The sequence below is a fragment of the Rhizobium sp. BR 315 genome, assembly GCF_050577975.1.
In the GTDB taxonomy this organism is placed as follows: domain Bacteria; phylum Pseudomonadota; class Alphaproteobacteria; order Rhizobiales; family Rhizobiaceae; genus Rhizobium; species Rhizobium miluonense.
This window is the reverse complement of record NZ_JARWKZ010000027.1, coordinates 44,735-63,197: the sequence shown is the minus strand read 5'-3', so window position 1 is coordinate 63,197 and position 18,463 is coordinate 44,735. Positions and strand designations below refer to the sequence as shown.

The following is an 18,463-nucleotide window of genomic DNA, read 5'->3' as shown; positions in this document are numbered from 1 at the left end:
AACTCTTGGGATTGTTGCAGGCATGTTAAAACCCGCTACGATTGTGGCAATGCGAGGTTCTTCCAAACCCGCTTGGCGTGCAAATGTAGGGTGATCCTTTGAAGTAATCTTCGGAAGAGACAGAAGTCGTTCTGGAAAGAGATCTTCCGCTATAGAAGACAACATTGTTCTTCTCATACTTCTTCATATACAACTGAACAGTCTTACTCTTCACATGTGAACTTTCGGCAGCGTTTGCATTCAAAGGCGCTGACACCAAAGATGCAATCGAAAGCATTGACGATATAAGAATTCCAATTTTACGATTATAAAGATTTAGATTGCGAAAATCTTGGTTCAAACCCATAAGTTTACTCTCCTTTTCGGTTTCGTTTCGTCCATTTTGCCGGAAAATATTTAAACGACTTCTTTAAATATCTTGAAAATATTAAAGAAATCGTCTAATTTTTCCCATTCAGGCTTTAGGTTGGGATCCACGAGGATGCTTCCCACTGCAATATTAGTTTGGCGCGATATTAGACGGCTGCACAGTGCCTTCGATCAGGCATCCACAGCCTTCTTTCGGTTTGCCTACCAATACGCACCGCAAGCCGGAATTCTTTTCACAACATATGATGCCGTGGCTTCCTTTACGTCTATCCGCCGGCCTCCGGCCGGTCGGATGGACTCAAATTCGGGCTGTTTTGCGACACTTCGACGGCGAGGAAGCCATTTGATGCCAGCTTTATCCGCGCGAGATGCGTTTTTCGCCTCAAATGCTCGGCAGTGTGGAAGTCGGACATTTGTTCGCCTGCAGCGAGCGCACAGCGAAAGCGATCAGCCAACTTACCCTGCACTATCGAAAGGCCACCATAATGATGTGGAATAAAACCGAGGTTTCCTCCGGGCAATCAACCTTTGTGGAGAGACGTCGGTGGCCTCGCAGTTCGCAAGCTCCGCTCTGTAATACTCTCATAGACATGCCAAAGCTGGACTCCTTGCCATTCTCCACCTCAGATGCAATCCCCGGTTACCAATTCTCCGCCTGGCAAGAGCGTATGGCGCCGCTGATAGATACCTATCTTCCAGAAAGTTCCCGAGCTGCCGATTGCTTTGCAGCAGATCAGACCGTCTGGAATCTGGAAGGAGCGCTTTTTATCCAGCAGGAGACGCCGGCTTTCAGCTATGAGCGCTCGCCGCACAAAGTCCGTTTCAGCGCCATAGATCATTGGCAGATCACGTTCTTGCGCACTGGAAAGACGTGGACCAGCGTCAATGGGACTGTTGTCGAAAACGAGCCGGGCATGATGGAGATCCGTGCGCTTGGCTGCCCGTTTTATGGTCGCACCTTAAGCGCGCAGTCAGTCACACTCATTCTGCCCTCCGATCTCTTTGCCGATCACGGTGGACTGCCCGGCTCAAGCAACAACGTTATTTTGGGAGGCGCACGCGTCGAGCTGCTGGCGAACTATATCGCTTTTCTCGAAGCGAACCTCAGCCGCATGACGAGAGATGATCTGCACGGCGTGCGCAACCAGCTTCAGGAGATGATTTTCAGTAGCGTCGCACCGCTCGTGCACAGTCGCATGATCAGCGACCACAGCTCCGAAATCGGACTGATGGCCAAAGCTCGCCGCTACATCCAGAACAATCTTGGATCGGCAGATCTAACCCCTGAAGCATTGAGCCGTGAACTGGCGATCTCACGCACCAGACTTTATGAACTGTTCCAGGCATCAGGCGGCGTCTTGAACTATGTCCGCAGAAAACGACTTCTGGCAGCACGTTCCGCACTTGCAGACCTGGATAACGGTCAACGAATAGCCGACATTGCAAAGGAGCTTGGCTTTGAATCGGCGGCCAATTTCAGCCGAGCCTTCACACATGAATTCGGCTACAGCCCAAGTGAGGTCCGCAGGCACACGGGGGAATGCAAGGCCGAACATCTGCCGCGGATGATGGAAACAGCGACATTTGGCGACTGGCTCAACACGCTTGGCATCTGAGGGAGCCTCACGTAGGTCACCGGCATGGAAACGGGATGCGCCGCCACAGGCGCCGCACCCCTTCGAACCCCGAAAAGCCCTGTTCAGCCCTGCTCTGCAGCGGCGGCGAAAGCGTCGAGCGTCCGGGTCGTGTAGACCAGCGCGGCGCCGGCGTTGACGCTTATTGCGATACCGAGCGCTTCGGCGATCTCGCTCGCGGTGGCGCCAGCCTTCTTGGCCGCGGCAGTGTGGACCGTGATACAGCCGTCACAGCGCAGCGTGACGGCGACGGCGAGAGCAATCAGTTCTCGCATCTTCGCGTCGAAATGGCCGTCCTTGGCGTTGGCATTGCTCAACTGAGCGTAGCCCTTCACCGTATCCGGCGAGAGTTTTGCCACATCGCCGACCCCGGCGAGAACTTGATTTCGATAGGCGTTCCAATCCATCATATGCATTTTAGGCCTCCTTTGTTGGTGAGGAGATAATGCGTCCGACCTGCTCCAATGTTGATATCCGCCAGGCGCAACGATATGACCGAACGGATCAAAAAGATCTGGAGCGCCCATGAGCCCACACCGTGACGTACTGAGCCTGCTTGCGCCCATGCTCAGGGTGCGGCCCGAATTGCAAGACTTCTGCCGCTTCGGCGGTGACTGGAGCTCACCACATCAGTCCGAAGCAAAAGGCTGGGCAGCATTCCATATCCTCACGAAGGGTGCGTGCTCCGTAGAGCGCAAGGGACAACCGACGGTTCGCCTGGAGGCGGGCGACGTACTGCTGCTGCCCCATGGTGACGCGCATGTCGCTCGTGGCGGCGACGGGCGCAGCCCTCAGCAGATCATCGGGACCACCCAAAAGAACGCCATCCGCGTCAAGGAGACAGAAGGGGCGGAGTTCGAGACCGAACTGATCTGCGGCCGGCTATACCTCGAAAGCGCCACGGACGATCTGCTGCTGCGCCTGCTGCCGCATACCATCGTCCTTCGGCTCAGCGGGCAGCAAGCTTGCAGCAGGCTGGTGGAGACCATCCGTGACGAATTGGACGCCGACCGCGCAGGCGCGGCCGCTATCGCGCGCGACCTGGCCAGCGCACTGTTCGTCATGCTGTTGCGGGTGCATCTGGAAGCGGAGCCGCCGGCGGACGGGCTCCTGGCGCTGCTCGGCCACCGCGAGACGGCAAAAGCCGCCCTTGCTATGCTGGGCGATCCCGCTCGGGAGTGGAGCCTGGACGAACTGGCTGCCATCGCTGCGGTTTCGCGCGCGACACTGGTGCGCGCCTTTCGGCGCATATGCGGCATGCCGCCCCTGGCGTTCCTGACGGAAGTGCGACTTTCAATCGCGCGGAACCGCATTACGCACACGGCCGATGCATTGGGCGAGATCGCTGCAGATGTCGGCTATCAATCCGAGGCGGCGCTGAGCCGGGCGCTCCAACGCCACTTCGCCATCCGACCCGGCGCCTTGCGTCGATCCGCGCGGGTGACGGAGCCGCCGCCAGTCTAAGTATCAGATGAGCCCGAAAGCCATCTGATACAGACGACCGTGCGGATCATACCTCTCGGCAGAGCGGGCAATCGACAACCGTGCGCAACACCGACTTGAGCGCGCTAGAGTCGACCCATCCTGATCACGCTCCTAGAGCATTTCCAGGAAAAGTGCGCAGCGGTTTTCCGTCCGGAATGCGCAAGGAAACACGAAGATAGGGCGTTTTCGCGATTCGAAGAAAAGCGGAAAAGCTCTAGCGTGCGGTGGCGGCCAAGCCAGATCTACACGGCTAGGCAAGCAGCTCGGCCTTACCGTCAGAGGTACTTCGTAATCGCTTTGAACCCATCGATGGACTGCCGCTTGTCGCGCGGGAGAGCTCCGACTGTTTCCTCGAGGCAATGATCGAGATGGTCCTGGATGAGGGTTCTCTTGGCGTTGATGATCGCCTTCTCGACCGCCGATAGCTGCTGAGCGATATCGAGACATGGCTTGCCGTCCTCGATCATGGCAATGACGCTCCTCAGATGCCCGTGAGCTCGCTTGAGCCGCTTGACGATTTCGGGATGGGTGGCATGTGTGTGCTCTGTCATGACTGTCTGTATCCTCCTAGAGGGGATCACTGTCAACGCTGGCGGCATTGCAGCGGAAGCACAACCATTGAAAGCGCGAACGCGTCATGCACGCGTTCAGTGGTTGCTGGTTTGCCAGCGTAGTGCCAATGGCGCAGACGTAGCCGACGACAGCGCACTTGACTGAGGGGACAAGGGGTCGCCGGACCAAGTCGCGTGAGGTTAATGATGATGGCCCTCTGGCTCCTCCATCCGGAACGGCAGAACTTCGACTTCGTCCCCTGCTGTGAGCACGAGCTCGGCATCGAACTCATGCGGCTCGTCCGGGGTCTGCGCGCTCAGCATCGCATGATGGTCCTTCGGAGACGGCGACAGCGTCAACGTCTCTACGATACCACCCGGTCGCTGTATGTTGACGACGGCTTGCAGGCCATGTGCGTGGCTGGCGATCGACAGCCGCATCCGTTCGCCATCGGGAGTGTCGATAATCTCGAGAAGCCCGGTCGCCAGCGAAGAGCTGACGGCAAAGGGATCCGGAGCATGATGATGCCCATGGCCAGCATGACTTGCGATCACGGCCGAAGTACCCGCCATGTCGAACTGGATCGTTGCGCTGCCAAGCGGCGGAAGATGCACATGCAGCTCTTCGCGGAGGGCAAGAGCGATGCCATTTGCCTCTGCGATCGATTTCTCCTGCTCCACCGCAATCGTCACGTCGACGTGTAGCTTGTGGCCGAGCCAGCGCGCCTTGACGTCAGTGATCTTCTGGATGCCAGGCACATGTTCCGCCGCATGTCGCACCTCATCAGTAATGCCGGGCTCAACGCCATCAAGGCTTCGCGTGATGACTGCGCGAGCCGACTGCCAGACGATGCCGAAAATCGCGATGGTGATGAGAAGGCCGATGATCGGATCGGCAAGCGGAAAGCCCAGCCAGACGCCGATTGCGCCCAGCACGACGGCAAGGCTCGTCAACCCGTCGGTTCGCGCGTGATAGCCATCGGCAATCAAGGCAGCGCTGTTCATCTCGCGGCCGACCTTGATGCGGAAGATCGCCACGATCTCGTTCCCCATGAAGCCGACGATGCCTGCGGCAGTCACCCAGCCAAGCTGAGCGATCGGCTGCGGATGGATAAGACGGTTGATGGCCTCGTAGCCGGCGACGATCGCGCTGAACAGAATGATGAGAACAATCAGCATGCCAGCCAGGTCCTCGACGCGGCCGAGGCCGTAGTTGAACCTGGCCGTAGGCGGGCGCCGGACCAACACGAAGGCAATCCAGAGCGGAATGGCCGTGGTCGCATCCCCGACATTATGGATCGTGTCCGCCAGCAGGGCCACCGAGCCGGATACGAATACAACGATCAACTGCAGGATTGCCGTGATCGCCAGGATGACGAAGGACCATTTGATGGCCCAGATTCCCCGCTCCGACGTCGCGATGCTTGGATCGACAACCCCGTGGGTGTGGCCGTGCCCCCCGGCATCGCCGTGGGAATGCCCATGAGACCCATGGCTGTGACCGGCACCGTGATGGTCGTGCACACCGAAACCAAGCCAGTCCTTAATCGTCGTGAACATGAAATCCTCATTGAAATCGATTATCCGGCCACCATTATTCCGGCGCCGTAAGATTGCTCAATTCCTATCCCCCTGGAGAGGATATAGTCAAGTAGATTGCACCCAAACGGCAGTTGACGGCCACATGGTCCATCCGTTATGGAACGAATTGGATGTAACGGCCGTTACAAAATGGAGAAACGGTTTGAGTCAATGGATCTTGCTCACCTACAAGGTTCCCACCGAACCCGCGGCTCGAAGGGTTGCTCTTTGGCGACGCCTCAAGGGATTGGGCGCGATCTACCTCCAGAACGGGGTTTGTCTCCTGCCACGCACCGACGAGAACCTCCGACGGCTAAAGATGTCAGAGCTGGATATCTCCGAGATGGGTGGAGAGTCCGTGCTTCTGGACTCCGCACCCCTCGATGACACGCAACTCAACAAAGTGATCGAACGCTTCAACGCAGACCGCGATGAACTCTACCGAGAGTTCATCGGACGCTGCGATGACTTCGAGAAGGAAATCGCCAAGGAAGTATCGAAGCAGAAATTCACATATGCCGAATTGGAAGAGGAAGACACCGACCTGAGGAAGCTCCAGGAGTGGTTTGAGCGGATCAAGAAGCTCGATTTCTACGATGCACAATTGGCGACGTTGGCTGGCGAGAAGCTCAAAGCCTGCGGAGTCTTGCTCGATGACTACGCGCGCCAGGTTTTCGAAGCCAACGAAGAGAACAAAGGCGGCTGAGCAAGATGCACCGAAAGGACCCGACAGTGGTTGATGTAACTGCAAAAAGCCGGCGATCGGTGCCAGCAATACCCGGCGGCGTTTGGGCACTGGGTTTCGTCTCACTCTTTATGGACGTCTCCTCCGAGATGATCCACGCCCTGCTTCCCGTCTACATGGTCACCGTCCTTGGTGCCTCAACGCTTTCCGTCGGCATCATCGAAGGCATCGCGGAAGCTACAGCTGCGATCACGAAAGTATTCTCAGGAGCCGTAAGCGACTGGCTCGGCAAGCGGAAGCTGTTGGTCTTGCTGGGATATGGGATGGCCGCACTGACCAAGCCGATCTTCCCGATTGCACCGTCGATCGGTTGGCTTGTCGCCGCCCGCTTCATCGACCGTATCGGCAAGGGCATTCGCGGTGCGCCGCGAGATGCCCTGATTGCGGACATTTCCCCACCGGAAGTTCGCGGCGCAAGCTTCGGACTGCGGCAATCTCTGGATACCGTCGGCGCCTTCCTCGGCCCCGTCCTCGCGCTGCTTTTGATGTGGTGGACATCCAATCGGTATGCCACGGTTTTCTGGATTGCGGTTATACCTGCCTTCGTAGCGGTCGGCCTCATCCTTTTCTTCGTCAAAGAACCTTCAAAATCCCCGAGCAATAGCGACGCGCGAGTTCCGTTACGGAAAGCCGATCTCTTGCGCCTCCCAAGCGCATACTGGCTTGTTACGGTGATTGCAGCGATTTTCACCCTCGCTCGCTTCAGCGAAGCTTTCCTGCTGCTCGATGCCCAGCGGCTCGATATTCCCGTCATGTTGGTACCGCTTGTGCTGATCGGCATGAATTTCGTCTATTCGATATCGGCATATCCGGTCGGAGTGCTTGCTGACCGGGTTGACCGCGTCACACTGCTTTTGATCGGCGTCGGGCTCCTGGTCGCGGCCGATCTGGCCTTGGCTTTCGTTCCTGGGCTCCCCGGCCTAGCACTTGGCGTTTTGCTCTGGGGCCTGCACATGGGCTTCACGCAAGGAATCTTTGCAACATTGGTTGCGGACGCCTCTCCGAGCGATCTGCGAGGAACGGCCTTCGGGTTCTTCAATCTCGTTTCCGGTATCGCCCTGCTATTTGCCAGCATCCTTGCTGGTGGACTGTGGGAATGGATCGGACCCGACAGCACTTTTGCCGCCGGCGCAGCGTTTGCATCCATAGCCGGCCTGACCTTGTTTGCTTTCAGAAAGCACCTCAAAAGCGCTTGAACTGTCTGGCCGCGATCACAATGCTGCCTTGATACTTCAGGCAGCTGTCAGTCGAATAAGGCATCCCGTCGCAAGACGACAGGAGACCAAATGTACAAACTCGACGCCGCCATTACCGGATGGATCAATAGCCTGTCCGGAAACAGCCTTCTCGACCATGCCTTGATCACCATCTCCAACCTCGGCGTCCCATTGCTCATACTGGCCGTGGCCGCCCAATGGTGGACCGGCCCCGAGCGGACGAAAACGCGCCACATCCTGATCGCTGCCGGCCTGACCTTTCTGATCGGTCTTGGGATCAACCAGGTCATTCTGCTTTTCGATCAGCGTATCCGGCCCTATGACGCCGGAGTCACTCGACTTCTGATCGAGCGCAGCAGCGATCCTTCATTTCCGTCGGACCATGCGACGGCGACCTTTGCGATCGCCGCGGCTTTCCTGATCCATAATCTGCCGAAACGCGGCCTTTTCTTTCTTGTGGCGGCAATTCTGGTGTCCTTGTCGCGCGTCTATCTCGGTACGCACTACATCAGCGACGTCATGGGCGGCGCGCTGACGGCGATCTTCGCGGCGGCCCTGGTCAAAGCCCTCTACAAGCCTGCGACAGGTGTCGACCGCTTTCTGACGAGTATCCTCTAACTGGAGGTCGGCGGCGGTCGGCGCTTGCCGGGAAAGGGACGCGGATCGGTTCGCCATCCGACGCCACTCTTTCAGGCTCTGCCGCAGACGCCCCATACGGACGTCTTCCTCAACTAGAGGCCTTGGCAATCCAAGATGCCAAATCCCAACAAGGCGGCATCGCGCAGCGCTTCTGCGTTCGCTGCGCTAATGCGGCCAGCACCACCGCCCCGCTTCCAGGTATCGTAACGCTGGCGACGAATGCGGCGGACATTGCCCTCTTCGCCGCGTTGCTTGCTGCAGCACTTGTTGCTTGCGGACGGATGGAGCGGAGCGAAGAGCGAGCACAGCTGACAGAATGATATCGAGCTCTAAGATGCGCGGTGAAAAACTTATGCGGCTTGATCGCAGCTCTGTTTCACGACCCGTTGCGAGCAATATTCAAGCTCGATCTCAAGAAGCCTCGTTGCCCGCGCCAGCGCGTCTTCCGCCTCGGCGAACAAATGTGACTTGTCGCCCATTCTGGCTGCGCCGTAATTTGTGGCGCGCAGCAAGACGAGATCAGCCAGATCGAGGCATTCCGGCGTTGGTTGGACGAGGTTCAGGCAATACCGCAAATTGATGGCCACCTCGAGGACGAATTCGGCGGCGGAAAAATCCAATACTGCGCCCGGCGGCGATGAGCGCGCCAGAAATATCCTCCAGTGTTGGGTCATCATAGTACCCCTCTCATCGGACCGAGCGCGCTGGTAGGGATGTATCGCGCGCGGCAATTTTTACAGAGACGTTATTGGGATCCGAAGCGCCGATTCTGCGTCGGCAAGACCCCGGCATGCCGCAGTCATATCGGCTGGAGGAGGACGCTTTCAATAATGAGATCATGCAATTGGGCTTCGGTCTGCCCCCATTTTCCGACGTTGGTCTGATCCTATGTCGGTAAAAGGTCCCGATCGTGATTGCTGAAGTCCAAGCCGGACATTATTCGTATGATAAAACTTGACCGCTCGCAGTCTTATGGCGATCTGATATTGAGATCAGAATCTCGTCAATCGGCGATGTAGAGCGGCACACTTTCGTGCCAGGGAACGATATCCGCTCGCCGCCAAATCCAGTTGGAGCCTCGGGAGGCTACAGGTGCAGTTGCGTCGAAAGCTTATTGCTGTCTTGCCATGTCTGTCGCTGACCTTGGTCAGCACGGCGCTCCCCTATACCGTGAAAATTCAAGGAGTATCCGCGAAAGTTGTACAGCAATTGGCGGAGGCCAAAGGGGGCAACGGCAATGGTGGCGGCAACGGGAACGGTGGCGGAAATGGAAATGGCGGAGGCAATGGAAACGGCGGTGGCAATAGCGGTAATGGCGGTGGCAACGGGAACGGCAGTGGTAATGGCAAAGGCAAGGGAAACGACAATGGCCAGTCGTCGAGCACCAAGAGCGTAACGCAAAGCCAGGTCGATTCCGATCAGTCTACCGATGAAGGCAATGGCTCCATGAGCGTCCGCCACAAAGATGGGATGAGCGAAAAAATACAGAGCGGACGCTACGTCATGCAGGATTCAAAGGGGCGTACGATCGTCAACCGCAATGCGACCATAGCCGACGAGCAGCGGCTCAAATCCTTCTTTCACTGACGGCGCTTTTCAAGCTCATCCCGGAAGGCCATCGCAGCTTCCGTTCGATTGCTTACTTCGAGCTTGGTGAAGATTTGCGTCATGTGATGCTTGATGGTTTTTTCATGTAGATCGAGTTTCAGGCCGATATGCTTGTTGCTCAGCCCCGCAGAGGCCAGTTCCAGCACTTCCCTTTCCCTGTCCGTCAGCGCGTTGAATGGATTGATCCGAGCGCGTGATCCGGTTTCCGAAATCAGACGAGCTGACAAGGTTGGCGCGACGTAGCTGTCACCGGCCGCGACGCTGCGAATGATATCCGCCAGCATCTGAGACCCAACGCCTTTCAGAACATAACCCTTCGCGCCGCTCTTGAGCGCAGCCATCACGTCATCGCTTGCCTCGGAGACCGTCAGCATCACGATCTTCTGATCGGGCATCTGTTCAAGTATGAGCGGGATAGCCTCCAGCCCTCCTCCCGGCATCGAGATGTCGAGAAGCAGTATGTCTGGATGGCACTCCGCGGCGATGCGCACCGCGTCTTCCTTGCTGCTACCCTCGCCGAGGACGCTAAATCCATCCATTTCAGTCAAGCTTCGGATGACGCCTTCCCTGAAAAGCGGGTGATCGTCTATGACTGCCAAACTGATTGCAGCTGTCATGCCTGCTCCATTTCTTCGATGTTCAAAGACATTCGAACGGTGGTTCCCCGGTTCGATGATAAAAGCTGAAAAGTACCACCAAGGCTTTCGACCCGATCCCTGAGGCCGGCAAGGCCCAGCTTTTGTGGGCCGACGTCTTTCGGATCAAACCCCTGCCCTTCATCGGCGACTTCGACGACGACCAGACCATCCTCGAAAGATTGCACGACCTTTTGCCCGATCCCGCCGGCATGGCGATAGCCATTGTTCAAGGCCTCCTGGACAAAACGATAAACGCATATCTTTGCGGAGGTGGATAGGTCAGCTGGTATATTGCCGGTGGAGAGCGCGACGTCGACACCGGTGCGCCGCTCGTGCGCGCGGATCGCGCGCTGCAGGAGATCGGCGAGGTTGTCCGTCTCGATGTGAGGGAGCATCAGCCCACTGCAGATACTCCTGATCTCGGTCATGGCGTCATCAAGGCTGGTCTTGATGGTGTGCAGCGACGCCTCACGCTCATTCGATGGGGTGGCGGGACTGGTCAGCGTCCGGCTGTCCAGACGCAGAGAGGCATAAGCGACCAATTGGGCTGGACCGTCATGCAGGTCGGCGCCGATACGGCGCAAATAGCTCTCGTTGAGTGCGGCTGAGCGCTGCGTTGCGCGTTGAACGCGGGCGCGAAGCGCCTTGTTCTGCTCCAGTAGCCTTGAGAGTTCTGCGATGCGGCCGTTAAGCGCCTTGCGCTGATTGTCTATGGTGCGACTGCCACGCAGGACGATGATCGATAGCAGGGCGAAGAATGTGAGCGTGAACAGGGCAACCACAAGCCAGCTCAACAGTCGGGCTTGATTGAGGCTCCCTTCGAAATCGTTGGCAACCTCGTAAAACTCGGAAACAGCGACGACCTTGCCGGACCAGGGTTGAAGCACCGGATTGTAGATCTCAAGGAGTGGCCTGCCGCTATCGCGCTCGGCAACACTTTCCACATCGTCGATCTGGTTGAACTTGGCAACCATTTGGCCTGAAAATGCAGTTTTGAGGCTGTCCGAAAGCGGGAACTGCTTGCCGGAGAGGTTTTTGTTGTTGGAGTAGAGGATCGTCCCGTCATCGCGCCATAATCGGAACGAAAACAACCGCTCACCAAGCGCTCCCTGGCCGAGCGTCTCGTCTAGGGCCCGCGTTACCGTGTCGTCGAGAGCCTTGGTGGTCTGCATATCGGGTAGTAGCGGGGCGATGACGCTATCGACGTAAAGCGCTGTCGTCGCCGCAGAATTGCGTGTCACGGCATTTTCGATCACACTGGCAACGATGGAGCCGACAACGAGCATTGCACAGATGGCGACGAAGCCGCCAGCCAGCAGGAACTGTCTCGCCAAGGATTGAGCGTTCCAACCTGCGATTAGACTTACCAGAGATAGCATGTGTTTACTGTTTGTCTGCAGAACTGGCATCGTCCGCACTGATCTCCCAACCCCCTATAGCTATCCCAGCAGGATGGGGTGTCAACTGCCGCAAGTCGGCATCACTCGTATCGTCACCGCAAGATGGCCTTGTTGCGCGGCACATACCATCTAGGAGACCATCGGGGATACTCAATCAGACTATGGTCCAAATAGGCAAGGCATAGGTCCGAGCGGTGTAGAAACCTGAGATTTCGGCAATATTGTAGTGCGCAGTGATTTGCTGGATACGCCCACCGCAACAGGTGGCGAGCTTTTTATGAAGGAAGTGCGCATGAAAATCCGTTCTGTCATTGGTGCTGCTGGCCTCGGTCTGGCGCTAGCTGTCGCTCCCATGGGAGGAGCCGCCGTTGGCTTCATACAAGCTGCTTTCGCAAAAGGTGGCGACGGCAACGGCGGTGGTAACGGCGGAGGCCATGGTGAAGGTCATGGCGAGGGAAAATCCGACCACGACAAGTCTGGCCGTGATCGCGACCGCGACGATGTAAGCAGCACTACCGCGAGCACGGCTACGACGCAGGGCACTTCCTCGCCGTTCACAACGCATCATTTTGACAGGGATTCCGATAGGCATTCCAAGGCCCATCATGCGAGCGCGAAGACACACACTGAAAAGTTCGAAGGCAGCCTCCATTCACTCAACAGGAACTACCACGCCTACTTGAACTCGAAGGATCCCAAGATGGCGGCTCTCTCGGCCTATGTGAAGGCATATGCCGAATTCGAAACGAAATACGGAACGACAGCCGTGCCCACAGATCCCGCGCTTAGCGACAACGCCTTGCGTTCGGCGCTGCAGCAGCTGTCGAACAAGCCGGTAACGAACCAGGAGCTCGCCGAAGCAAAGAGCATCCTCGGCGTCGGAACGAACACGGGAAAAATCGCGGAAGTTCGCGAGGCACTGGAAAGGAAAGCCGAAAATTCGGCCCCATCTCAGAGCGACACAGACGAGATTGAGACTGCCAACTAAGGCGCTGCAATAGCGGTTTCGGGGAGTGTGCCCATGGCGACAGTCCTCTGAGGCCACCCTCCAACGGACTGGCGTCGACGGACGCTACTCCATAGCCGGCCCGCCCGCCGGCTCTATCGCCGGGTCGGGCCTTTCCCCCCGGACCCCGCCCGATCCGGCGATAGCCTATGGTACTCTCTGCCGTTAGCAGCCTTGTTGCGCAGGCTCACGGCGATCAACACAGCCCCCTCGATTATCACGATTGCGATGGCAAGCCAGAAGCCAGTCTGGGTCACATCGCGTCCACTATGGCGCAAGACATAGCCGAGGCAGAGGAACGGCCCGTTCCACGTCAAACAACCAAGCGACGTCGCCGCGATGAAGGTCATGGGCTCGAGCCGCAGAGCACCAGCCGGCAGGGCCAGATAGATCCTGACAGCCGGGATGACCTGACCAGAAAATGTTACCCAGAAGTGGTTGCGGCGGTAGGCATCGGCCAGCCGGTCGTAGAAGGAGAGCTTGAGCAGCACGGATCCGCCATAGCTGGCGACGGCTCGCCTTACCCTATGCGGCCCAAACACCCAGCCGATACCATACCAGCCAAGCCCGCCGACGACCGAACCCGCCGTCACCGCCGCAATGGAGAGGGCGAGCATGGAGAGATCGGGCACCATCAGTCCCAGGAGCATCAAGAGGATGTACGACGGAAAAAGCGGGACGAATTTCTCGAGGATAGCGAGACAGAATATCCCTGCAAGTCCGAAGCTCATCAATAGCGTGACAGCGCCGGGCGCCTGTGCAATCAGTTCGTGCGCCGTCATGTGAGCGGTGCCCCCAGGGATCCGGCATCGCTCGGGACGCTGCAATCTCGCACTTTGGCGATCCGATGGACGGAAGCTGGCTGAAAAGTCCAGGCTGTGGGCATTGGTTTTTCCTCTCGAAATGAGGAAGTGAGGTCTTACACAGCCGGATTGCGAAAACCTGTCACGTAGAAAGACTTCTAAAATGAGCAAGGCGCGCTGCCTTCGGAGGCCTAAAAAACCGCGGCATCGAACCGGGTCTGCAAGGTTATCTCAATGGAGGGATGCTAATAGCGCGTGAATGCCCTATCGACGCGGGCAAGCGATGGAGTTCACTGAATGCGTGTGCTTTTGGTCGAGGACGAGAAACCTATGGCCGCTGTCTTGCGCAACGGGCTGGTGCGCCACGGCATGGTCGTGGACAATGTGGAGAACCTGGCGGACGCCGACACCGCCCTTTATGACGACGTTTACGACGCCGTGGTTCTGGATCGCAGATTACCTGACGGGGACGGCCTTTCGCTGGTGAAATCGCTGCGTGCGAGGGGCGATATCGTGCCGGTGCTGGTATTGACTGCGAAGGGCGACCTGCTCGATCGGATTGCCGGTCTCGACAGCGGCGCGGACGACTATCTTGGCAAACCCTTCGCCTTCGACGAGCTCTTGGCCCGGCTGCGCGCAATCCTGCGCCGTCCGACGCAACTGCAGCCCGATATCGTCAGACTTGGCCGCATGTCATTCGATTTCGCTCATCTTGAGGCGCATGTGGAAGATGTTCGCCTGCGTATGCCGCGCCGGGAATTGCTCGTACTTGAAGCTCTGATGCGACGCATGGGGCGCATGGTGCTGCGCGAGACGCTGATGGAGGCCGTTTTCGGCATGAACGATGAGATCGAGTCCAACGCGCTCGATACGCATATCTCCCGCCTCCGCCGCAAGCTCACCGACGCCCACGCCGGTGTCGCCATCAGCGGCATCCGCGGTGTCGGCTATCTCCTCAGTGAGACGACATGATGCGACAGCCTTCGCTGAAATGGCTGCTCGTCAGCAGGCTGGTGACGCTGCAGGCATGCATGATCGCGGCCGCCCTGCTCATCATCACGGCAGCGCTCTGGAGCACCGGCTATCTGCTCGATGATTATGAAGGTGCCAGCCTCGACGTACTGGCCGAGGCGACGGAGCGGGACATGGCTGGCGAATTGGTCCTGCGAGAGACCCCTGACCTCGTCAATCTTCGGACGGGGGCGCCCGACCTGTGGTTCGCGATCCGCGACAAACAGGGGCACCGTCTGCAAAAGGGCAGTATTCCGCCAGCCTATCTGCCTGCTATCGCGATGCTCGACCAGCTCAGCGACGCACGGCTGAGCAACCAGCCTGAATTGGCCGGTAAACCCGACGCGGTGATCAAATGGGTCGACAGCCCCGCGGGCCGGATCCAGATCCTGACGGGCACGAAAGGGCAGATGTCGGTGCAACGACTTGCAAGAGGTATTTCAGGCGGGCTCACCTCATTGATCCTGCCCGTCATCGTGTTGATGGCGCTCGCAACATCGCTCGCCACCCCGCTGGTGGTTCGCCGGGCGCTGGCCGGTCTCCGCCGGACCGTGGCACAAGCCGCTCACATCGAGTTCGACAAGCGTGGCACCCAACTGCAGGCGAGTGACGTGCCCATCGAGATCCGCGCGCTTGTGAGGGCAGTCAACGACGCGCTCATGCGCCTCGATGCAGGCTACGAGCGGCATCAACATTTTCTGGCCCAGGCAGCCCATGAACTGCGCACTCCGATCGCCATCCTGAATGCGCGCATTTCAGCTCTGCCCGCCGGCACGGACAAGCGCGACCTGTTGGAAGACGCCGCGCGGCTGACGACGCTCGCCGGTCAGCTGCTCGATCTTCAGCGCCTCGACCAGAAGCGCAATCACTTTCAACCGGTCAATCTGACCGCTATGGCCAAGCAGGTGCTACTTGACCTCGGTCCCCTGGCGCTGGGTGCCGGCTATGAGGTGAACTTCGAGCCGGAAGGCGACGAGGTGTTGGTGATCGGCGACCAGACGTCGCTGGAGCGGGCTTTGACCAATCTTGTCCAGAACGCCATCGATCACGGCGGACGCCACGGAACGATCACGGTGAGGGTGGGCAAAAGCCATTTCATCGAAGTTTCCGACGAAGGCAACGGCATTGCCTGGGACGCGCGCGAGCAGATCTTCGAACCCTTTAACCGCCTCGGCCCCGACGGACGCGGTGCCGGATTGGGGCTCAATCTAGTTCGGGAGATCATGCAGCTCCACGGCGGCGGCATTGCAGTCGTCAATGCCGGCTCCAAAGGCGCCTGCATGAGGATGACGTTTCCTTCCGAAAAGATTGCCGATGGCGGGGTGCGAGTGGCCTAAGGGGACGCGCAAATAGAACACCGCTGCCGCGCTTCTGCGTGAGATTGCATGCTATTCGGCGCCGATCAGAACCAGACATGGCGACGAAATCTTATGGATCGGAATGTTCGCGTGAGCCGGATCTCGCGCAACTTTCTCAATACAGGCAAAAAGATCCATCGCCTTGCCGACATCGCGCTTGGCCGTTCTCGCGAGTATGCTCTTCGCTAGATCCAACCGGGCATCCCTTCGGCTATTCTCCCACTCGGCAAGTGTCGATTGACTGGTCAAACGACCGGCTAAAGCCGACGTTGCGACCAGCGCCGCCAACCCCGCGATAACAAGCATTCTTTTTCTCACACGGTCCCCTTCCAGTTTGCGTTGGCCCAGGCAAACCGATTGCAAATCCCGAACAAGGATTGTGCGCCTTGGACGAAATCGAATCGGTGATCCATACATTCACCCCCAGCGTAGCGTGTTGGAACTAACGTGTTGAAATGTTTTCGTCCGCCGGCCGTCGCCTTCCGGTTCCTCAGCGAGGACACAACTCTGACGCTCATCCTGTGAATCGTTCCGCTTTCCTTCCAAAGTCAATCTATCCCAACCACTTCTGTCGGGTGGCTTGATTGCCGAATTCTGAACGGTTGACTAGGCTGTGGCCGAGATTGTTTCGCAAATCGGAATGCCATGGATCGCATCGATGCAATGAGGGTCTTTGTCGCGGCACTCGACGAGGGCAGCCTGGCGGGCGCTGGGCGCAAACTCGGCAAGTCGCCGGCCGCCGTGAGCCGGGCCATCGCCTTCCTTGAGGAGCGGGTCGGCACGGAGCTGCTTCATCGCACCACGCGCTCGCTCAAGCTGAGCGAGGCAGGGGAGCGCTATGCCGTCGCCTGCCGGCGCGTCTTGACGGACCTCGAGGAGGCCGACATCGCCGCGGCCGGTGAGCGATCCGCGCCGCGGGGATTGTTGACCATTACCGCCCCCGTCGCGGCCGGCGAGGAGATCCTGCGGCCGATCGTCGATGCCTTCATGGATGAGCATCCGGCTGTCAATGTCCGGCTTTACTTCCTCGACCGCCCCGCCAATCTGATCGACGAGGGCATCGATCTGGCGCTGCGTATCGCGCATCTTGCGGACTCCACGCTGGTGGCTCTGCGTGTCGGCGAGGTACGCCGCGTAGTTGCCGCCTCGCCGCGCTATATCGATGCCAATCCAGTGATCCGTGAGCCGGCCGATCTTGCCCGCCACCAGATCGTCGCCATGACGCATTTCGGCATCGATAGCTGGAGTTTTCCGCCCGCCCCTGGGTCGACGGTGCCGCGTGCCGTCCAATTTACACCGCGACTGATCGTCAACAGCATTCGTGGCGCGGTTGCAAGCACTGTCGCCGGGCGGGGTGTCACGCGTATGTTTTCCTATCATATCGCCCCGCAGCTGCGAGACGGATCGCTCAAGATCCTGCTTGCGAACGACGAGGCGCCGCCGCTGCCCGTGCATCTGATTGCGCCGCACGGTCGGCTTCAGGTGCCCAAGGTGCGCGCTTTCGCCGATTTCGCCATCGCGCGGCTCAAGGCTCATTTCGCACGCTTAAGCGTGGAGGCCGATCATGCCAGCATTCAACCGAATGGCGGAAGAATATCTTCCGAATAGTAGGTATTCGCTCGAATTCCGATGAGATGTAGATCTTTTGCGTCCGGTCAAGAACCGGGATCAACGCAAACATCGGAGTTCGAACATGAGCAAGGAACGCAAAGTCGCCGTCATCACCGGCGCATCGCAAGGCATCGGCGAGGCCCTGGTCAAGGCCTATCTCGACCGCAATTACCGCGTCGTCGCGACATCGCGGTCGATCAAACCGTCCAGCGATCCCGACGTTCTCACCATCGCCGGCGACATTGGCAATCCTGAGACCGGCCAGCGCGTCATCGCCGAGGCGCTTCGCCAGTTCGGCCGCGTCGATACGCTGGTGAACAATGCTGGCATCTTCCTCGCAGCACCTTTCACCGAGTATTCTCCTGAACAATATGCCCAGGTCGTCTCGACCAACCTCAACGGTTTTTTCTATATCACTCAGGCAGCCGTCGCAGCGATGGAGACGCAGGGCAGCGGCCATATCGTCAGCATCACCACGACGCTGGTCGAGCATGCGCTGTCCTCGGTTCCTTCCGTTCTCGCTTCGCTGTCGAAGGGTGGCATTGCTGCCGCGACCAAGAGCCTAGCTATCGAATATGCCCGTCGCGGCATCCGCGTGAATGCAGTCGCGCCGGGCGTGATCAAGACCCCGATGCACAAGCCCGAAACCCATGAGTTTCTCGGCGCGCTGCACCCGGTCGGCCGGATCGGCGAAATCACCGATATTGTCAATGGCGTCCTCTATCTCGAAGCCGCGCCCTTCGTGACCGGCGAGATCCTGCATGTCGATGGCGGCCAGAGCGCCGGCCACTGATCGAAAGTCCCAAA

The 18,463-nt window shown here is 58.5% G+C and carries 18 protein-coding genes; 11 read left to right on the top strand and 7 right to left on the bottom strand.

Going from position 1 to position 18,463, the window contains the following annotated elements; all coding sequences use genetic code 11:
• Positions 1-854: 854 nt before the first annotated feature.
• Positions 855-1,985 (top strand): AraC family transcriptional regulator, encoded by a 1,131-nt coding sequence (locus tag QD409_RS22760; protein ID WP_092853177.1) that lies wholly within the window; start codon positions 855-857, stop codon positions 1,983-1,985.
• An 83-nt stretch (positions 1,986-2,068) separates the two neighbouring features.
• Here the strand turns inward: QD409_RS22760 and QD409_RS22755 are convergent, their stop codons facing one another.
• A complete protein-coding gene (locus QD409_RS22755) occupies positions 2,069-2,419 on the bottom strand; it encodes a carboxymuconolactone decarboxylase family protein (RefSeq protein WP_208858684.1) in 351 nt (116 codons plus the stop codon).
• 109 nt (positions 2,420-2,528) lie between these two features.
• Here QD409_RS22755 and QD409_RS22750 point away from each other — a divergent pair, with 109 nt between their 5' ends.
• A complete protein-coding gene (locus tag QD409_RS22750) occupies positions 2,529-3,467 on the top strand; it encodes a cupin domain-containing protein (protein ID WP_430763721.1) in 939 nt (312 codons plus the stop codon).
• A 296-nt stretch (positions 3,468-3,763) separates the two neighbouring features.
• Here QD409_RS22750 and QD409_RS22745 read toward each other — a convergent pair whose 3' ends face one another.
• Both QD409_RS22745 and QD409_RS22740 read right to left on the bottom strand, forming a co-directional pair.
• Entirely contained in the window at positions 3,764-4,039 is a 276-nt protein-coding gene (locus QD409_RS22745) for a metal-sensing transcriptional repressor (protein ID WP_430763720.1), read from the bottom strand.
• A 201-nt stretch (positions 4,040-4,240) separates the two neighbouring features.
• Positions 4,241-5,599 (bottom strand): cation diffusion facilitator family transporter, encoded by a 1,359-nt coding sequence (locus QD409_RS22740; RefSeq protein WP_092853064.1) that lies wholly within the window; start codon positions 5,597-5,599, stop codon positions 4,241-4,243.
• Between the two features lie 184 nt (positions 5,600-5,783).
• On the opposite strand from QD409_RS22740, the gene QD409_RS22735 reads away from it, so the two are divergent.
• The 3 genes from QD409_RS22735 (at position 5,784) to QD409_RS22725 (ending at position 8,200) form a co-directional block, all read left to right on the top strand.
• Complete coding sequence (locus QD409_RS22735) at positions 5,784-6,326, top strand: Chromate resistance protein ChrB (protein WP_092853066.1); 543 nt, start codon at positions 5,784-5,786, stop codon at positions 6,324-6,326.
• 26 nt (positions 6,327-6,352) lie between these two features.
• Positions 6,353-7,561 carry an MFS transporter gene (locus tag QD409_RS22730; protein WP_245298103.1) on the top strand — a complete coding sequence of 403 codons (1,209 nt, stop codon included), beginning with the start codon at positions 6,353-6,355 and terminating at the stop codon, positions 7,559-7,561.
• 90 nt (positions 7,562-7,651) lie between these two features.
• On the top strand, positions 7,652-8,200 hold the full coding sequence (locus tag QD409_RS22725; RefSeq protein ID WP_092853070.1) for a phosphatase PAP2 family protein: 549 nt from the start codon (positions 7,652-7,654) through the stop codon (positions 8,198-8,200).
• A 371-nt stretch (positions 8,201-8,571) separates the two neighbouring features.
• On the opposite strand, the gene QD409_RS22720 is transcribed toward QD409_RS22725, so the two are convergent.
• Complete coding sequence (locus QD409_RS22720) at positions 8,572-8,895, bottom strand: hypothetical protein (protein WP_092853181.1); 324 nt, start codon at positions 8,893-8,895, stop codon at positions 8,572-8,574.
• Between the two features lie 418 nt (positions 8,896-9,313).
• Between QD409_RS22720 and QD409_RS22715 the strand changes: the two genes are divergently transcribed.
• Positions 9,314-9,808 carry a hypothetical protein gene (locus QD409_RS22715; RefSeq protein WP_092853072.1) on the top strand — a complete coding sequence of 165 codons (495 nt, stop codon included), beginning with the start codon at positions 9,314-9,316 and terminating at the stop codon, positions 9,806-9,808.
• On the opposite strand, the gene QD409_RS22710 is transcribed toward QD409_RS22715, so the two are convergent.
• Together QD409_RS22710 and QD409_RS22705 are read right to left on the bottom strand one after the other, a co-directional pair.
• Positions 9,802-10,446 (bottom strand): response regulator, encoded by a 645-nt coding sequence (locus QD409_RS22710; RefSeq protein WP_092853074.1) that lies wholly within the window; start codon positions 10,444-10,446, stop codon positions 9,802-9,804. The two genes, QD409_RS22715 and QD409_RS22710, sit on opposite strands and share 7 nt — an antisense overlap.
• Positions 10,443-11,876 carry a sensor histidine kinase gene (locus QD409_RS22705; RefSeq protein WP_208858685.1) on the bottom strand — a complete coding sequence of 478 codons (1,434 nt, stop codon included), beginning with the start codon at positions 11,874-11,876 and terminating at the stop codon, positions 10,443-10,445. The genes QD409_RS22710 and QD409_RS22705 overlap by 4 nt, the downstream gene beginning before the upstream one ends.
• Before the next feature lie 283 nt (positions 11,877-12,159).
• Between QD409_RS22705 and QD409_RS22700 the strand changes: the two genes are divergently transcribed.
• Positions 12,160-12,855, top strand: coding sequence for a hypothetical protein (locus tag QD409_RS22700; RefSeq protein WP_092853185.1), 696 nt, complete (start codon positions 12,160-12,162; stop codon positions 12,853-12,855).
• 113 nt (positions 12,856-12,968) lie between these two features.
• On the opposite strand, the gene QD409_RS22695 is transcribed toward QD409_RS22700, so the two are convergent.
• Positions 12,969-13,655 carry a DedA family protein gene (locus QD409_RS22695; protein WP_430763719.1) on the bottom strand — a complete coding sequence of 229 codons (687 nt, stop codon included), beginning with the start codon at positions 13,653-13,655 and terminating at the stop codon, positions 12,969-12,971.
• A gap of 318 nt (positions 13,656-13,973) precedes the next feature.
• On the opposite strand from QD409_RS22695, the gene QD409_RS22690 reads away from it, so the two are divergent.
• The 4 genes from QD409_RS22690 (at position 13,974) to QD409_RS22675 (ending at position 18,449) form a co-directional block, all read left to right on the top strand.
• Complete coding sequence (locus QD409_RS22690; RefSeq protein WP_092853078.1) at positions 13,974-14,648, top strand: response regulator transcription factor; 675 nt, start codon at positions 13,974-13,976, stop codon at positions 14,646-14,648.
• On the top strand, positions 14,648-16,024 hold the full coding sequence (locus QD409_RS22685) for a sensor histidine kinase (protein WP_430763723.1): 1,377 nt from the start codon (positions 14,648-14,650) through the stop codon (positions 16,022-16,024). The genes QD409_RS22690 and QD409_RS22685 overlap by 1 nt, the downstream gene beginning before the upstream one ends.
• 666 nt (positions 16,025-16,690) lie before the next feature.
• On the top strand, positions 16,691-17,653 hold the full coding sequence (locus QD409_RS22680; protein WP_092853082.1) for a LysR family transcriptional regulator: 963 nt from the start codon (positions 16,691-16,693) through the stop codon (positions 17,651-17,653).
• Positions 17,654-17,738: 85 nt separating this feature from the next.
• Positions 17,739-18,449 carry an SDR family NAD(P)-dependent oxidoreductase gene (locus QD409_RS22675; RefSeq protein WP_430763718.1) on the top strand — a complete coding sequence of 237 codons (711 nt, stop codon included), beginning with the start codon at positions 17,739-17,741 and terminating at the stop codon, positions 18,447-18,449.
• The last annotated feature ends 14 nt before the right edge of the window (positions 18,450-18,463 follow it).

What these genes read in the sequence shown, in the direction of transcription:
- QD409_RS22720 (WP_092853181.1), bottom strand. Translation starts at nt 8,895, where the DNA reads ATGACCCAACACTGGAGGATATTTCTGGCGCGCTCATCGCCGCCGGGC.
- QD409_RS22690 (WP_092853078.1), top strand. Translation starts at nt 13,974, where the DNA reads ATGCGTGTGCTTTTGGTCGAGGACGAGAAACCTATGGCCGCTGTCTTG.
- QD409_RS22695 (WP_430763719.1), bottom strand. Translation starts at nt 13,655, where the DNA reads ATGACGGCGCACGAACTGATTGCACAGGCGCCCGGCGCTGTCACGCTA.
- QD409_RS22710 (WP_092853074.1), bottom strand. Translation starts at nt 10,446, where the DNA reads ATGACAGCTGCAATCAGTTTGGCAGTCATAGACGATCACCCGCTTTTC.
- QD409_RS22675 (WP_430763718.1), top strand. Translation starts at nt 17,739, where the DNA reads ATGAGCAAGGAACGCAAAGTCGCCGTCATCACCGGCGCATCGCAAGGC.
- QD409_RS22740 (WP_092853064.1), bottom strand. Translation starts at nt 5,599, where the DNA reads ATGTTCACGACGATTAAGGACTGGCTTGGTTTCGGTGTGCACGACCAT.
- QD409_RS22745 (WP_430763720.1), bottom strand. Translation starts at nt 4,039, where the DNA reads ATGACAGAGCACACACATGCCACCCATCCCGAAATCGTCAAGCGGCTC.
- QD409_RS22705 (WP_208858685.1), bottom strand. Translation starts at nt 11,876, where the DNA reads ATGCCAGTTCTGCAGACAAACAGTAAACACATGCTATCTCTGGTAAGT.
- QD409_RS22725 (WP_092853070.1), top strand. Translation starts at nt 7,652, where the DNA reads ATGTACAAACTCGACGCCGCCATTACCGGATGGATCAATAGCCTGTCC.
- QD409_RS22680 (WP_092853082.1), top strand. Translation starts at nt 16,691, where the DNA reads ATGGATCGCATCGATGCAATGAGGGTCTTTGTCGCGGCACTCGACGAG.
- QD409_RS22700 (WP_092853185.1), top strand. Translation starts at nt 12,160, where the DNA reads ATGAAAATCCGTTCTGTCATTGGTGCTGCTGGCCTCGGTCTGGCGCTA.
- QD409_RS22685 (WP_430763723.1), top strand. Translation starts at nt 14,648, where the DNA reads ATGCGACAGCCTTCGCTGAAATGGCTGCTCGTCAGCAGGCTGGTGACG.
- QD409_RS22755 (WP_208858684.1), bottom strand. Translation starts at nt 2,419, where the DNA reads ATGCATATGATGGATTGGAACGCCTATCGAAATCAAGTTCTCGCCGGG.
- QD409_RS22760 (WP_092853177.1), top strand. Translation starts at nt 855, where the DNA reads ATGATGTGGAATAAAACCGAGGTTTCCTCCGGGCAATCAACCTTTGTG.
- QD409_RS22750 (WP_430763721.1), top strand. Translation starts at nt 2,529, where the DNA reads ATGAGCCCACACCGTGACGTACTGAGCCTGCTTGCGCCCATGCTCAGG.